Consider the following 15,830-nt stretch of genomic DNA (forward strand, 5'->3'; position numbering starts at 1 on the left):
GGTTCCTTAGCGTGTCCACGCATATGAACACGAGGCACGCACTCGTACAACCGGCCACGGTCCACCGCCCGGCGTACGGGTGCCGCCGCTTCAGGAGACCTAGGAGTCCCGAGGATGCCCGCTCCCCGCACCGTCCTGCTCACCGGCGCCGCCGGCGGCCTCGGCACCCTGATGCGGGAACTGCTCCCCGGCCACGGCTACCGGCTGCGCCTGCTCGACCTGCGTCCGATCGAGGGCGAGCCGGACGCGATCGTCGCCGACCTCGCCGACCGGGACGCCCTGCGCGAGGCGGTCCGGGGCGTCGACGCGATCATCCACCTCGCGGGCATCTCCCTGGAAGCCTCTTTCGACAAGATCCTCGCGGCGAACATCGAGGGCACGTACAACCTGTACGAGGCCGCCCGCGAGGAGGGCGTCCGCCGCATCGTCTTCGCCTCCTCCAACCACGCCGTCGGCTACACCCCGCGCCCCCAGGGAGACGACCCCCTCATCCCCGTCGAGACGCCGCGCCGCCCGGACACCTTCTACGGCCTGTCCAAGTGCTTCGGCGAGGACCTCGCACAGCTCTACTGGGACAGGCACGGCATCGAGACCGTCTCCGTCCGTATCGGCTCCTGCTTCCCCGAGCCGACCAGCGTGCGCATGCTCTCGGTCTGGATGAGCCCCGCGGACGGCGCCCGCCTCTTCCACGCCGCGCTCACCGCCGAGGACGTCGGGCACACCGTCGTCCACGGCTCCTCCGCCAACACCCGCCTGTGGTGGGACCTCACCTCCGCGCGGGCGCTGGGTTACGAACCGCAGGACGACTCCGAGCCGTACGCCGCCAAGCTCGTCGCCGAGCAGGGTGAACTCGACCCGGGCGACCCGGCACACGCGCGTCTCGGGGGCCACTTCGTGACCGACCCCCCGATCTGGCCGTACTGACCGGAAGACGACCCCACAGCACCCGCGGAGAAGCGGACGGGCACCGAACGGGCCCGTCCGCTTCCTCATGCGGGCATCCGCGCTGCCCGTTCCCACCCCGCCCCGCGCTGCGCCCCAGGTCCGAGACGGGCACCCGACACCGCAAACGGGCACACCCGGGCAGTATCGGGTCCGCAACAGACCTGGTCAGTGCCGCACGACCGCTGTAGAACTTCCCCCAAGGGCCACACGGGCCCGAACGGGCAACCACACGGCGACGAGGCGGTGAGGGCAGGTGTTCGGCATGAGCACGGGTACAAGGACGACGGAAGAACGCCGGCACGAGATCGTGCGGGTCGCCCGCGCCACCGGCTCGGTCGACGTCACCGCGCTCGCCGCCGAACTGGGCGTCGCCAAGGAGACCGTACGACGGGACCTGCGCGCCCTGGAGGACCACGGCCTGGTCCGCCGCACCCACGGCGGCGCCTACCCGGTGGAGAGCGCCGGGTTCGAGACCACGCTCGCCTTCCGCGCCACCAGCCACGTGCCCGAGAAGCGCCGGATCGCCTCCGCCGCCGTCGAACTGCTCGGTGACGCCGAGACGGTCTTCGTCGACGAGGGCTTCACCCCGCAGCTCATCGCCGAGGCACTCCCCCGGGACCGGCCGCTGACCGTGGTCACCGCCTCCCTGCCGGTGGCGGGCGCGCTGGCCGAGGCCGGCGACACCTCCGTCCTGCTGCTCGGCGGCCGGGTCCGCTCGGGCACCCTGGCCACCGTCGACCACTGGACCACGAAGATGCTGGCCGGCTTCGTCATCGACCTGGCGTACATCGGCGCCAACGGCATCTCCCGCGAGCACGGTCTCACCACCCCCGACCCCGCGGTCAGCGAGGTCAAGGCGCAGGCCATCCGGGCCGCCCGCCGCACGGTGTTCGCCGGCGCGCACACCAAGTTCGGGGCGGTGAGCTTCTGCCGGTTCGCCGAGGTCGGCGCCCTGGAGGCCATCGTCACCAGCACGCTGCTGCCCTCGGCCGAGGCCCACCGCTACGCACTGCTCGGTCCCCAGGTCATCCGCGTCTGAAAACCCCTCACCTCACCCCGGTCCCCGCACAGCACACCCACACCTTCCACTGTCCCTTACCTCCCTATACCTCCCCATACGTTCAGGAGCGATCCATGCGAACCCAGAGCCGACGGAGGCCGCGAGCCACACTCGCCATGGCCGCCGCAGGGACGCTGCTCGCCCCGCTGCTCACCGGCTGCTGGGTCGGGGCGGGCGGCGCCGGATCCGGCGGCAACGCCATCAACGTCCTCATGGTCAACAACCCGCAGATGGTCGAGCTGCAGAAGCTCACCGCCGACCACTTCACCAAAGAGACCGGCATCAAGGTGAACTTCACCGTCCTGCCGGAGAACGACGTCCGCGACAAGATCAGCCAGGACTTCGCCAACCAGGCCGGCCAGTACGACGCCGCCACCCTCTCCAACTACGAGATACCGATCTACGCCCGCAACGACTGGCTGCACGAGATGGACTCCTACGTCGCCAAGGACCCCGCCTACGACGAGCAGGACATCCTCGGCCCGATGCGCGAGTCCCTCACCGCCGAGGACGGCAAGCTCTACGGCCAGCCCTTCTACGGCGAGTCCTCCTTCCTGATGTACCGCAAGGACCTGTTCGCCAAGGCGGGCCTGACCATGCCCGAGCACCCCACCTGGACCCAGGTGGCCGAGTTCGCCGAGAAGCTCGACGGGTCCGAGCCGGGCATGAAGGGCATCTGCCTGCGCGGACTGCCCGGCTGGGGCGAGCTGATGGCACCGCTGACGACGGTCGTGAACACCTTCGGCGGCACCTGGTTCGACCAGGACTGGCAGGCCCGGCTCGACTCCCCCGAGTGGGAGAAGGCGACGAAGTTCTATGTCGACCTGGTCCGCGAGCACGGCGAGTCCGGCGCCGCCCAGTCCGGCTTCGCCGAGTGCCTGAACAACATGACGCAGGGCAAGGTCGCCATGTGGTACGACGCCACCTCCGCGGCCGGCTCCCTGGACGCCGCCAAGTCCCCCGTCAAGGGCAAGGTCGGCTACGCGCCCGCCCCGGTGGAGAAGACGGACTCCTCCGGCTGGCTCTACACCTGGGCTTGGGGCATCCAGAAGGCCTCGCGCAACGCCGACAAGGCCTGGAAGTTCGTCTCCTGGGCGTCCAGCAAGGAGTACGAGCAGCTGGTCGGCGACGAGATCGGCTGGTCCAACGTCCCGGCCGGCAAGCGCGCCTCGACGTACGAGAACCCGGCCTACGTCAAGGAGGCCGCCGCCTTCCAGGAGATGACCAGGAAGGCCATCGAGGGCGCCAAGCCCAAGGACCCCGGCGTGCAGCCGCGGCCCGCGCCCGGCATCCAGTTCGTCGGCATCCCCGAGTTCACCGACCTCGGTACCAAGGTCTCGCAGGAGATCAGCGCGGCCATCGCCGGACGCCAGTCCGTCGAGGAGGCCCTGAAGAAGTCCCAGCAGCTCGCCGAGCAGATCTCCGAGGAGTACGAGGGACGATGACCGCCACGACCACGGCCCCCTCGGCCGCACCCGAGAACACCCGCCCCACCGTCCGCCCGCCGTCCAACCGGCTGCGCGCCTGGGCCACCCGCGCCCCGCTCCTGCCCGCCCTGATCTTCATGATCGTGGTCACCCAGCTGCCCTTCGTGGCGACCCTGGTGATCTCCTTCTTCGACTGGAACGCCCTCTACCCGGACGCCCGCAGCTTCGCCGGCTTCGCCAACTACGGCGACGTCCTCAGCGACCCGGCCCTGCGCAAGTCGGTGTGGACGACGATCCTGCTCACCGTGGCGGTCGTCCTGGTCAGCCTGGTCCTCGGCCTGGCCCTCGCCCTGCTCCTCGACCGGAGGTTCAAGGGCCGCGGCGTGGTCCGCACCCTCCTGATCGCCCCGTTCCTGGTGGTCCCGGTGGCGGCCGCCCTGCTGTGGAAGCACGTCCTCTACAACCCCGAGTACGGCCTGCTCAACGGCCTGCTGCACTACGTCGGCGGACCCCAGCCGGACTGGATCTCGAACACCCCGCTGCTCGCGGTCGAGGCATCGCTGGTGTGGCAGTGGACGCCGTTCATGATGCTCATCCTGCTGGCCGGACTGCAGAGCCGGGACCAGCAGCAGATCGAGGCCGCCCGGGTGGACGGCGCGGGCGACTGGCAGATCTTCGTCCACCTCACTCTGCCCCACCTGCGCCGCTACCTCGAACTCGGCGCCCTGCTCGGCTCGATCTACATCGTCCAGAACTTCGACGCCGTCTTCACGATCACGTCCGGCGGCCTGGGCACGGCCAACCTGCCCTACACCGTCTACCAGAGCTTCTACCAGGCCCACGAGAACGGCCTCGCCTCGGCCGCGGGCGTCCTGGTCGTCATCGGCTCGATCATCATCGCCACCTTCGCGCTGCGCGTGGTGTCGTCCCTGTTCCGCGAGGAGGTCGGCCGCGCATGAGCGCCACCGCCGTACGCCCCGTCGTCACCGACGCCAAGCCGCCCGTACGCACCCGCCGCAGGGCCGGGGCCGGCCTGGGCCTGGTGGCCTGGCTGGTGGGCATCGTCTTCTTCCTGCCCATCGCGTGGATGGCGCTGACCTCCTTCCACTCGGAGTCGGACGCGGCCACCAACCCGCCCTCCTTCGCGGCCTCCCTGACGCTGGACGGCTACCGCGAGTTCTTCGGCGCGGGCGGCGGCGCCAGCCCCTGGCCCGCACTGATCAACTCGGCGGTGGCGTCGATCGCCTCGACCCTCTTCGTCCTGGTCCTGGCCCTGCCCGCCGCCTACGCCCTGTCCATCCGCCCGGTGAAGAAGTGGACGGACGTCCTGTTCTTCTTCCTGTCCACCAAGATGCTGCCGGTGGTGGCGGGCCTGCTGCCGATCTACCTGTTCGCCAAGAACACCGACATGCTGGACAACATCTGGCTGCTGGTCATCCTCTACACGTCGATGAACCTGCCGATCGCGGTCTGGATGATGCAGTCCTTCCTGGCCGAGGTCCCGGTCGCGATCATCGAGGCGGCCCGGGTGGACGGCGCGAAACTGCCCACCATCCTGGTCCGCGTGGTGGCCCCCATCGCCCTGCCGGGCATCGCCGCGACGTCCCTGATCTGCTTCATCTTCAGCTGGAACGAGTTGCTCTTCGCCCGGGTCCTGACGGGCGTGGTCGCCGAGACCGCCCCCGTCTTCCTGACCGGCTTCATCACCAGCCAGGGCCTCTTCCTGGCCAAGGTGTGCGCCGCGTCGCTCGTCATCTCCCTGCCGGTGCTCGCCGCGGGGTTCGCCGCCCAGGACAAACTGGTCCAGGGCCTGTCGTTGGGAGCCGTGAAATGAAGGCCGCCGTCATCGAGTCCGTGGGCCGCGCCGTCGTCACCGAGGTCCCCGACCCGACGCCAGGGCCGCGCGAGGTCGTCGTCGAGGTCGCCGCCTGCGGCCTGTGCGGCACCGACCTGCACATCCTCCAGGGCGAGTTCGCGCCCAAGCTCCCGATCGTGCCGGGCCACGAGTTCGCGGGCTCCGTGGTCGGCGTCGGCGCCCAGGTCACGGAGGTGGCGGTCGGCGACCAGGTCGCGGTCGACCCCTCCCTCTACTGCTACGAGTGCCGCTACTGCCGCACCGGCCACAACAACCTCTGCGAACGCTGGGCGGCCATCGGCGTGACGACGGCGGGCGGCGCGGCCCAGTACGCGGTGGCGCCGGTCGCGAACTGCGTGAAACTCCCGGAGCACGTCCGCACCCAGGACGCGGCCCTGATCGAACCGCTCTCCTGCGCCGTGCGCGGCTACGACGTCCTCCAGTCCCGCCTCGGCGCCCACGTCCTGATCTACGGCTCCGGCACGATGGGCCTGATGATGCTGGAGCTGGCCAAGCGCACCGGCGCGGCCAGCGTCGACATGGTCGACCTCAACCCGGCCCGCCTGGAAACGGCCCGCGGCCTCGGCGTCTCGGCCTCGGCCGCGACCCCGGACGAGCTGGACCGCCCCCAGGGCTGGGACCTGGTCATCGACGCCACGGGCAACGCGGCGGCGATCCAGGACGGCCTGGACCGCGTCGCCAAGGCCGGCACCTTCCTCCAGTTCGGCGTCGCCGACTACGCGACCCGCGTCCAGATCGACCCGTACCGCATCTACAACCAGGAGATCACCATCACCGGCTCGATGGCCGTCCTCCACAGCTACGAACGCGCGGCGGAGCTGTTCGCGAACGGTGTCCTGGACCCGGACGTCTTCATCAGCGACCGCATCGAACTGTCCCGCTACCCGCAGGCCCTGGAGCAGTTCGCGGCGGGAGTGGGCCGCAAGATCGTGGTCGTGCCGTGAGTTCTAGCCCGTCCGGCGCTTGAGGACGAGGCCGTCCAGGCCGAAAGCGGGGGTCTGGGGGCGGCAGCCCCCAGGGACGGGAACGGGAAGGGGCGGCGGGGGCGAAATCCACTGGGCCGCCCCCGCCGCCGCCTCCTACCATCCCGCCATGCCCAAACCGAACGGCTTCGCCTACACGGCCACCGCATCCGGCACCGTCCACATCACCCACCACAACCACCCCGCCACCACCCTCAACGGCTCCCGAGCCGCCCGCTTCCTCGAAGAGGTCACCTCCGGCGACCCCCAGCTGGTCATGGCCCGCTGGACCGGCAACTACAAGCACGGCAACGAACGCACGGCCCGCAACCACCCCCGAAACCGCCGCTGACCAGGCGAGATGCGACCGTGACCCGATTGGCCGCCGGGTAAGGGAACGGTAAAACGCCCTCGCTCGTTCACCCGGCATGACAGCTATGACCCCCGGCTCGAACATCCCCCTCTCCGCCGCCCGCGTGACGGTGGACGTCGCCGCTCCCGTGCGGCTCGACGTATCGGGCCTGCTGCTCACCGCCGACGGCAAGGTGCGCTCCGACGACGACTTCATCTTCTACAACCAGCCCACCGGCCAGGGCGTGACCTACCGCTCCGGCGGCGGCACCGCCCCGGACGCGATCGTGGTGGACACCGCCGCCGTCCCGCCGGGCATCGAGAAGATCGTCGTCACCGCCAGCCCGGACGCCGCCGGCCAGACCTTCCAGGGCATCGAACCGACCGCCACCATCCGCAACGCGGACGACAACTCCGTGCTCGCCAGCTTCACGCCCCCGCAGCTCGGCACCGAGACCGCCCTCGTGATCGTCGAGGTCTACCTGCGCAACGGCGCCTGGAAGGCCCGCGCGGTCGGCCAGGGCTACTCCAACGGGCTGGCCGGCATCGCCACCGACTTCGGCGTCACGGTGGAGGAACCGGCGGCCCCGGCGGCCCCGCCGCAGCCCCAGGCGGTCACGCCCCCGCCGCCTCCCGCGGCCGCGCCCACGATGCCCGCCGCTCCGCCCGCCCCGCCCGCCGCACCGCCGGCCCCCGCCCCGGGCACCGGCAAGATCAACCTCGACAAGGGCCGGGTCAGCCTCCAGAAGAACCAGACCGTCTCCCTGGTCAAGGGCGGCCGACCGGTGCTGTCCCAGGTCAAGATGGGCCTCGGCTGGGAGCCGGCCTACCGCGGCAAGGACATCGACCTGGACGCGTCCGTCATCGCCTACGGCCCGCAGCGCAACCACATCGACAGCTGCTACTTCGGCAAGCTCTCGATCGTGAACGGCGCGATCAAGCACTCCGGCGACAACCTGACCGGCGAGGGCGGCGGCGACGACGAGGTGATCGTCGTGGACCTGGGCCGACTCCCGCAGGAGGTCAGCGGCCTGGTCTTCACGGTGAACTCGTTCTCGGGCCAGAAGTTCACCGAGGTCGCCAAGGCATACTGCCGCCTCATCGACGCCGCGAGCGGCGAGGAGCTGGTCCGCTTCGACCTCACCAGCGCCGAGCCGCAGACCGGCGTGATGATGGCGAAGCTGATCCGCCAGTACTCCGGCGAGTGGGAGATGACCGCCATGGGTGACTTCGTCAAGTCCCGCACGGTCCGCGGCATGGTGAAGCCGGCCGCACAGGCGCTGTAGGCGACCGGGACACCTGGGGGCGCCCGGCCGCGGGCGCCCCTAGACCTGCCCCGGCCCCTGCCCCGGTCCCAGTCCCTGCCCCAGCCCTTCCATGAGCAGCGACAGGTACCGCCGTACGGCCGTCCCGTCCACCTCGTCGGCCGCCTCGGCCGCCGTCACCACGCCGTGCAGCAGCCGCAGCACCTCGACCGGCGCCACGTCCGCCCGCAGCGCACCGGCTTCCTGCGCGGCCCGCACCAGCCGGGTCGCCGCGCCGCGCACACAGTCGCCGCACGCGGGTCCACCGCCGGTGACGGCCGTACCGAGCAGCGCCTTGAGGCCGCGCACCTGGAGCATCCCGACGGCCAGCTCGTCGAGCCACGCCATGAGCGCCGCCCCCGGCGGCCGGGCGGCCGCGATCACGCCGGCGCGCGCCGCGATCGCCTCCAGGCGCTCCAGGTAGGCGGCCTCCAGCAGCGCCTGCCGCGTCGGGAAGTGCCGGTAGAGAGTACCGACACCGACCCCGGCACGCCGGGCGATGTCGTCCAGGGAGGCACCCTCCCCGTGCTCGGCGAACGCCTCCGCCGCCACCGCCAGCAGCCGCTCACGGTTACGCCGGGCATCCGCCCGCATGGGCCTGACCTGCGCCACAGCCCCTCCCTGCACAGCGGGCAACCTTCCGGGCACCCTACCGCGCGTGCTCGTCCGGGGCGTCCCAGGGCCAGTCGGCGTCCCGGCCGGCCTCGAGCAGCGGAACCATCCGGAACGCGGCGTCGGAGAGCCCGCCGAAGGTGTGCCGGTTCGCCCGGCCCGACGGACCGTGGCCCGCCCGGTACCCGGCGAGGTTCCAGGTGTAGACGGGCACGTGCGCCGGGACCTGCTCGGTCGGGTCGCCGTGCCTGCTGTACGCGTACTGCTCGTCGGTGACGATCAGCACCCGGTCGTGCTTCCTGTAGTGGCGCCGCACCGCCTCGGTGGTGTCGGTGCCGCCGAGGTCGCCGAAGCGCTCCAGGACCTTCAGCACCGACTCGCCCTCGCGGTACGTCACGCGGTTGCTCGACGAACCGAACTCGACCAGGTCCGCGTCGGCCGCCCGCAGCGCCAGCGCCGTGCCGAAGACCGCGGCCGCGTCGGCCCGGGTCAGCTCGGAGCGGTCCGACATCCGCGAGTAGAACATCGAGCCCGACCGGTCCACGAGGACCAGCGTCCGGCCGCCCAGCGCGGGCACGTTGGCCAGCGAGTGGCCGAGCGCCTGCTCCAGCGGGTACGACCAGCGCAGCGACGGCGCGTGCCGGTACGCGGCGAGGTAGCGGAAGGGGAACTGCCGCGAGCGCGCCACCTCGGCCGGGTCGCTGATCCGCGCCGCGACCCGGGCGGCGACCTCGTCCGAGACACCGGCCTCGTCGAAGTTCCGCAGGTTGCGGACGAGCGCCATCGCTCCCATGGACGGGATCACCGCTTCCCAGGCGGCCTTGTCCATCGGCCCCTGGAGCCAGCCGGCCAGCATCTCCCACGTGATGCCCGCCGCCGCGAGCCGCTCGGCACCGTCGGGCGCCGTGACCACCGCTCGCCGCTCGGGGACGGGCAGCGCCATCAGCTCGCGGTGCGCGGTCAGAACCAGGTTCGAGGCAGGCGGCACCGCGGTGTCCGGGTTGTGTCGGCGGTCGAGGGCGTACTGGAACAGCTCGCCCTGCCAGGGCTTGTCGGGGTCGGGCGCCGCGTGCACCAGGTTGAGGATGTCGCCGAAGCGGTACCCCTTGGACGCGGTGTCGTGCTTCAGCAGCGACTTGCCGTGGTAGAGCCGCCGCACGGCGTCGGCGATCCCCCGCTTGACCGGCTTCGGCACGGCGCGGCCGTACGTCGCGGTCCAGTACGCGAGCAGCTCACCGGGCTCGTCGGGGCGCCGCAGCACGGAGGCGACGACCTGCCGGTTCGCCGGTCCATCGGTGACGCCGGAGTCGAGGCGGGCCTTGACGTACTCGGCGGCGCCGACGATCGAGGCGGTGCGCAGGTTGCCCTCGCCGCGCAGCCAGCCGAGCAGGCCGGCCGTCCAGGACGGGTCGGCGACCGCGAGTTCGCGCACCAGCGTGGCGAAGCGGTCGTCGCGGGCGGCGCCGGACTCGTAGAAGGCCCGCTGGGACACGAAGTTGGCCACCGCCAGCAGGTAGAGCTCGGAGCGCGCGTCGCGCTCGGTGCCCCGGCCGCCCTCGCAGGTGCGCAGCACGCGGCCCGTAGAGGTCACGCGCGAGGTGGGCTGCGCCTTCGCTTTCCTGGTGTTGAAACGCGCCATGGTGAATTCCCCCGAATTCTCGAAAGCTCGAGATCTCGAACTTTTTCGGAGGGAGACACGGCAGCGGAAGGGTGCCCGAGGTCGGAATCGGCGACGGCACTGTGCGGATGCTCTGCCGAATTGAGCTACACCGACCCGAAGTCGATGACGGGATTCGAACCCGCAACCGTCCGATCAAAGGAAGTATCCGCTGCCTGCGCACCGGGCACCCTTCGACTGCTGGGCCTCCCGAGATCAAGTGGGCGGCGGCATGGGATTCTTTTGAGAGAAGAAGTAGCCGCAGCCCGCGCACCGGGAGGTGCATGAAGTTGTGGGTGTCCAGAGTTCAGGTCGGCGGAACCGACAAGGTGCTCTAACCCCTGAGCTACACCGGCGCGTTGTGCCGGTGACGGGACTCGAACCCGTGGCCGCCCCATTATGAGTGGAAGTAGGTCCTGCCTTCGCACCTGGACGTTCATCACTCTAAAAGGGCGGCCGCCGTTCGGGCGAGCGAATTAATTACCGGCGCTTCTGGCGCTTCCACGGCCCCGTGATGGCCAGCATGATGCCCGGCGTCTGGATGTTGGCGTAGAGGGTCCGGCCGTCGGGCGAGAAGGTGACGCCGGTGAACTCGCTGTACTCGGGGTCGTCCTCGGTGCCGAGGTTCAGTTCGTTGCGGGCGATGGGGTAGGTGCGGCCGCTGTCGGTGGCGCCGAACAGGTGCTGGACGCCGTCGCCGTCCTCGGCGATGACCAGGCCGCCGTACGGGGAGACGGTGATGTTGTCGGGGCCGTCGAAGGCGCCGTCGGCGGACGGGTCGGCGTTGACGCCGAGCAGGACCTTCAGGGTGAGGGTGCGGCGCTTGGGGTCGTAGAACCAGACCTGGCCGTCGTGCGGCCGGCCGGGGCTCTCGTCACGGGCGTAGGAGGAGACGATGTAGGCGCCGCCGTCGGCCCACCACATGCCCTCCAGCTTGCGCGCGCGGGTGACCTCGCCGGCGGCGAACTGCTTGCGCACGGAGGTGGTCTTCGCGTCGCGGTCGGGGACGTCGACCCAGTCGACGCCGTAGACGGTGCCGGTCTTCGTGGCGCGGGAGAGGTCGTCGACGAACTTGCCGCCGGAGTCGAAGCACTTGAACGCCTGGAGGACCCCGGCGTCGTCGGCGAGGGCGCGCAGCCGGCCGCGGCCGTGCCGGAAGTGCTCCGGCGGGGTCCAGCGGTACAGGAGGCCGTTGGGTCCCGAGGCGTCCTCGGTGAGGTAGGCGTGGCCGCGCTTGGGGTCGATGACGACGGCCTCGTGGGCGTAGCGGCCGAGCGCCTTGATCGGCTTGGGGTCGCGGTTGGCGCGGCGGTCCTCGGGGTCGACCTCGAAGACGTAGCCGTGGTCCTTGGTCATCCCCTCCTCGCCGGCCTTGTCCTCGGTCTCCTCGCAGGTCAGCCAGGTGCCCCACGGGGTGCTGCCGCCCGCGCAGTTCGTGGCGGTGCCGGCGATGCCGACCCACTCGGCGACGTGGCCGCCGCGGCGGACCTCGACGACGGTGCAGCCGCCGGCGGCGGCCGGGTCGTAGACGAGGCCCTCGGTGAGCGGGACGGGGTGCGGCCAGTCGTCGCGGTGGCCGCCGAGTTCGTGGTTGTTGACGAGGAGGGTGGTGCCGCGCGGGCCGTCGAAGGTGGCGGTGCCGTCGTGGTTGGACGGGGTGTACTCGCCGGACTCCAGCTTGGTCCGGCCGGAGTAGGTGATGATCTCGTACCGGAAACCGGCGGGCAGGGCGAGGATGCCGTCCGGGTCGGGGAGCAGCGGCCCGTAGCCGACTCCGCCGTGCCCGTGGCCGTGGCCGTCGTGCCCGCGGCCGTGCTCCTCCCCCACGCTGTCGGTGTCCGTGGACGCGAGGGCGTTGGGGGCGGTGGCGAGGGCGCCGACGCTGCCCGCCAGCACGACCCCGGCGCCGGTGAGCGCGGATCGGCCGGCAAAGTCCCTGCGGGTGAGCGACATGGTGTCTCCTGTGACGGTGGGCGAGCCGTGGAGGGTGGCGGACCTCGATCCGGCGTCACGGTTCCGCCCGTGCCTGAACGGGGATCCCGCCGGCGCCTGAACGGAAGTTGAACTGGCGGAGACCTCTCGCGCCCTCGGTTCCCCCGCCCCGCCCCGTGCGCCGCGGTACGGCGCTCAGCCGCCCTGCTGGGAGCGTGCCTTGAACGCCGCCTTGCGGGCCTCCTTGGCCACCTTCTTGTCGGGGTGCAGCCGCCCCATCGCCTCCAGGACGTCCGGCGTGGCCGGGTGCTCGACCCGCCAGACCGTGTCGAAGAACCCGCTGTGCTGGCGCGCGAGGCCCTCCACCAGGGCGCGCAGTTCCTCGGAGTTGCCCTCGGCGGCGAGTTGGGCGGCCACGGTGTCGATGGTCAGCCAGAAGACCATCTCCTGGGGCGGTGCGGGCACGTCCCGGGCCCCGTGCTCGGTGAGCCAGACCCGGGCGAGGCCGCCCAGTTCGGCGTCGTCGAGGACCTCCCGCAGCGCGGGCTCGGCCTCCCCGCCGACGAGGGAGAGCGCCTGCTGGCAGCGCAGCCGGCGCAGCGGAGCGCCGGGGTCGGAGCCGCGGGCCGCCGCGAGCAGTTCGCGGGCGGCGTCGAGCGGGCCGCGCCCGGCCAGCCACAGCTCGGTCTCGGCGTGGGCCGCGGCGGGCGGGAAGGGGGCGGTGCCGTCGAGCAGCGCGTCGGCGCCCTTGTCGGCGAGGTCGCCCACGGCGGGGGCCTCGAAGCCGGCGTCCAGGAGCCGGGCGCGCAGTCCGTACAGCCCGAGCGGGGTGAGCCGCACCATGCCGTAGCGGGTGACGTCGGCCTCGTCGACGGGGGCGGCGGGCTCCTCGTCGGCGTCGGCCATGAGCGCCTCGTCGACCGGCTGGTACTCGACGAGGCCGACCGGTTCGAGCAGCCGGAACTGGTCGTCCAGGCGCATCATCGCGTCCGACACCTGTTCCAGGACCTCGTTGCTGGGCTCGCCCATGTCGCTGGGCACGATCACGGAGGCGGCCAGCGCGGGCAGCGGCACCGGGGCGTCGCCGGGGCCGTCCTCGCCGACGGTGAGGAGGTAGAGGTTGCCGAGCACGCCGTCGAGGAACTCGGACTCGGCGTCGGGGTCCCAGTCGAGGGAGGACAGGTCGACCTCGCCGCCCTCGGCCATCGCGTCGACCAGGTCGTCGAGGTCGGGCACGCTCGCGTCGGCGAGTACCGCTTCCAGGGCGGTCAGCCACACGCCGAGCACGTCCTGGGGGGAGCCGCCGGTGAGCAGGGCGAGGTCCTCGCCCGCCGCCACGGTGCCCGCCTCCTCGTCGGTGATCTCGACGAGACCGGTGTCCACGGCGATCCGCCATGCCTCGCTCGCGTAGGCGGCGGCGTCGTCCCCGCTCAGCCCGAGCTGCTCGGCCGCGGCCGGCAGCTGCTCCTCGACGAGTCCGCCTCCGGCGTCGACGCGGGTGTCCGGACCGGCCCAGCAGGCCAGCCGCGCGGCCCTGGCGAGAACCGGCGCGGACAGCGCGTCGCGGGCCAGCTCCGCTTCGGGGCGCAGCCGTGCGGGCGGCAGGGTGGAGCTGTCTGACATCGGATGTTTCTCCTCGCGCGCCTCTTGACCGCCGTACGGCCGGGTCGGGACCGCGTACGGCTCAACGGCTCAGCCTAGACGGGTTTCGCCCCATGCCGCCCGGTTCATCTCCCCGACGGGTGGTGTACATGGCCGAAACCTTGACAACTGGCCGGAGCAAGCAGGAGATTGACGCGCGTAGAGTCCCGCGCCACGTCACATCCCCGGAGGGATCCGTTGGCCAGCAAGTCCTCCGCGCGCCTCGCCGCGCTCACTGTCGCCGCCGTCTGCTCGGCGGCGTCCACCGTCGTCCTCACCGTGCCCGCGCACGCCGGTTCCGCAGCGGCGGACGCCGTGCGGATCCACGACATCCAGGGCAGCACCCGGCTGTCCCCGTACGCCGGCCGGCAGGTCGCGGACGTGGCCGGAATCGTCACCGGCGTCCGGGGCTACGGCTCCTCCAAGGGCTTCTGGATCCAGGACCCGCGGCCGGACGCGGACCCGGCCACGAGCGAGGGCGTCTTCGTCTTCACGAACAAGGCTCCCGAGGTCGCCGTCGGTGACGCGGTCACCGTCTCCGGCACGGTCTCGGAGTACGTCCCCGGCGGTACGTCCTCGGGGAACCAGTCGCTGACGGAGATCACCCGCCCGACGGTCACCGTCGTCTCGGGCGGCAACGCCCTCCCGGCCGCGACGACCGTCTCCGCCCGCTCCGTGCCCCGCGCGTACGCCCCCGAGGGCGACGGGGCGGCCAACGGCTCGGTCAACGGCCTGACCCTGCGGCCGAGGACGTACGCCCTGGACTACTACGAGTCCCTGGAGGGCATGAACGTCCGGGTCGCCGACGCCCGCGTGGTGGGCGCCTCGGACCCGTACACCGAGCTGTGGGTCACGGTGAAGCCCTGGGAGAACCCGAACCGCCGCGGCGGCACGGTCTACGGCTCCTACGACGACCGGAACACCGGCCGGCTGCAGATCCAGTCGCTGGGCAAGCCGGCCGACTTCCCCGTCGCCGACGTGGGCGACACGCTCGCCGGCACCACCGCGGGACCGCTCGACTACAACCAGTACGGCGGTTACACGCTGGTCGCGAGCGAGATCGGCGCCCTGGAGAGCGGCGGCACCGAGCGCGAGTCGACGCGTCGGCAGAGCGCGCGCGAGCTGGCGGTGGCGACGTACAACGTCGAGAACCTCGACCCGTCGGACGACACCTTCACCGCGCACGCGGAAACGATCGTGCACAACCTGAAGTCGCCCGACATCGTGTCGCTGGAGGAGATCCAGGACGACAACGGCGCCACCGACGACGGCACCGTCACGGCCGACGAGACGGTCGGGAAGCTGATCGACGCGATCGTCGCGGCCGGCGGACCGCGCTACGAGTGGCGGGGCATCGACCCGGTGGACAAGGCGGACGGCGGCGAGCCCGGCGGCAACATCCGCCAGGCGTTCCTGTTCAACCCGGAGCGGGTTTCCTTCACCGACCGCGCGGGCGGCGACGCCACCACCGCGACCGGGGTGCGCAAGGCGCGCGGCAAGGCGGCGCTGACCCTCTCCCCCGGCCGGGTCGACCCGGCGAACCCGGCCTGGGAGGACAGCCGCAAGCCGCTGGCGGGCGAGTTCGTCTTCCGCGGCCGGACGGTGTTCGTCATCGCCAACCACTTCAACTCCAAGGGCGGCGACCAGGGTCTGACAGCGCAGTACCAGCCGCCGTCGCGCAGCTCGGAGACCCAGCGCCACGCCCAGGCGAAGGTCGTGAACACCTTCGTCAAGGAGATCCTGGCCGCCCAGAAGAACGCGGACGTCGTCGCCCTCGGCGACATCAACGACTTCGAGTTCTCCGAGACCGCCCGCGTCCTGGAGGACGACGGCGCCCTGTGGTCGGCGGTGAAGTCGCTGCCGAGGAGCGAGCGTTACTCGTACGTCTACCAGGGAAACAGCCAGGTCCTGGACCAGATCCTGGTCAGCCCCTCGGTGCGCCGCGCCGGACACCTGTCCTACGACAGCGTGCACGTCAACGCCGAGTTCCACGACCAGATCAGCGACCACGACCCGCAGGTGCTGCGGTTCCGTCCGTAACCGGCCGGCGGTGGGGGCGGGTG

The 15,830-nt window shown here is 71.6% G+C and carries 13 protein-coding genes and 1 tRNA gene; 9 read left to right on the forward strand and 5 right to left on the reverse strand.

The features are described from left to right. The first annotated feature begins 114 nt into the window (after positions 1-114). From IE258_RS35100 to IE258_RS35135, 8 genes are all read left to right on the forward strand, one after another. On the forward strand, positions 115-924 hold the full coding sequence (locus tag IE258_RS35100) for an NAD-dependent epimerase/dehydratase family protein (RefSeq protein ID WP_189749888.1): 810 nt from the start codon (positions 115-117) through the stop codon (positions 922-924). Between the two features lie 283 nt (positions 925-1,207). Continuing rightward, positions 1,208-1,984 carry a DeoR/GlpR family DNA-binding transcription regulator gene (locus IE258_RS35105; RefSeq protein ID WP_189749890.1) on the forward strand — a complete coding sequence of 259 codons (777 nt, stop codon included), beginning with the start codon at positions 1,208-1,210 and terminating at the stop codon, positions 1,982-1,984. A gap of 95 nt (positions 1,985-2,079) precedes the next feature. Beyond that, complete coding sequence (locus tag IE258_RS35110) at positions 2,080-3,450, forward strand: ABC transporter substrate-binding protein (RefSeq protein WP_189749891.1); 1,371 nt, start codon at positions 2,080-2,082, stop codon at positions 3,448-3,450. Beyond that, positions 3,447-4,391: a carbohydrate ABC transporter permease gene (locus IE258_RS35115; protein ID WP_189749893.1), complete on the forward strand. Its 945-nt coding sequence runs from the start codon at positions 3,447-3,449 to the stop codon at positions 4,389-4,391. Before IE258_RS35110 ends, IE258_RS35115 begins: the two co-directional genes overlap by 4 nt. After that, positions 4,388-5,266, forward strand: coding sequence for a carbohydrate ABC transporter permease (locus tag IE258_RS35120; RefSeq protein WP_109031984.1), 879 nt, complete (start codon positions 4,388-4,390; stop codon positions 5,264-5,266). Before IE258_RS35115 ends, IE258_RS35120 begins: the two co-directional genes overlap by 4 nt. Then, entirely contained in the window at positions 5,263-6,252 is a 990-nt protein-coding gene (locus IE258_RS35125) for a zinc-dependent alcohol dehydrogenase family protein (protein WP_189749895.1), read from the forward strand. The genes IE258_RS35120 and IE258_RS35125 overlap by 4 nt, the downstream gene beginning before the upstream one ends. A 148-nt stretch (positions 6,253-6,400) precedes the next feature. Continuing rightward, positions 6,401-6,622, forward strand: a complete 222-nt coding sequence (locus tag IE258_RS35130) for a hypothetical protein (protein ID WP_189749896.1) — start codon at positions 6,401-6,403, stop codon at positions 6,620-6,622. Positions 6,623-6,707: 85 nt separating this feature from the next. Next, entirely contained in the window at positions 6,708-7,907 is a 1,200-nt protein-coding gene (locus IE258_RS35135; protein WP_189749956.1) for a TerD family protein, read from the forward strand. Between the two features lie 39 nt (positions 7,908-7,946). Here the strand turns inward: IE258_RS35135 and IE258_RS35140 are convergent, their stop codons facing one another. The 5 genes from IE258_RS35140 to IE258_RS35160 form a co-directional block, all read right to left on the reverse strand. Beyond that, positions 7,947-8,537, reverse strand: coding sequence for a TetR/AcrR family transcriptional regulator (locus IE258_RS35140; RefSeq protein ID WP_189749898.1), 591 nt, complete (start codon positions 8,535-8,537; stop codon positions 7,947-7,949). A gap of 37 nt (positions 8,538-8,574) precedes the next feature. Next, the gene (locus IE258_RS35145; RefSeq protein WP_189749899.1) at positions 8,575-10,176 is read right to left on the reverse strand and encodes a TROVE domain-containing protein; all 1,602 of its coding nucleotides are present in this window, start codon (positions 10,174-10,176) and stop codon (positions 8,575-8,577) included. Between the two features lie 383 nt (positions 10,177-10,559). Continuing rightward, positions 10,560-10,629: transfer RNA gene (locus tag IE258_RS35150), tRNA-Met, on the reverse strand. A gap of 45 nt (positions 10,630-10,674) precedes the next feature. Beyond that, on the reverse strand, positions 10,675-12,147 hold the full coding sequence (locus IE258_RS35155) for a PhoX family protein (protein ID WP_189749901.1): 1,473 nt from the start codon (positions 12,145-12,147) through the stop codon (positions 10,675-10,677). Positions 12,148-12,321: 174 nt separating this feature from the next. Next, entirely contained in the window at positions 12,322-13,749 is a 1,428-nt protein-coding gene (locus IE258_RS35160; protein ID WP_189749903.1) for a hypothetical protein, read from the reverse strand. A 216-nt stretch (positions 13,750-13,965) separates the two neighbouring features. On the opposite strand from IE258_RS35160, the gene IE258_RS35165 reads away from it, so the two are divergent. Further along, entirely contained in the window at positions 13,966-15,807 is a 1,842-nt protein-coding gene (locus IE258_RS35165) for a DUF8508 domain-containing protein (protein WP_189749905.1), read from the forward strand. Positions 15,808-15,830: the final 23 nt, after the last annotated feature.

Source organism: Streptomyces tendae (assembly GCF_014650435.1).
In the GTDB taxonomy this organism is placed as follows: Bacteria; Actinomycetota; Actinomycetes; order Streptomycetales; family Streptomycetaceae; genus Streptomyces; species Streptomyces tendae.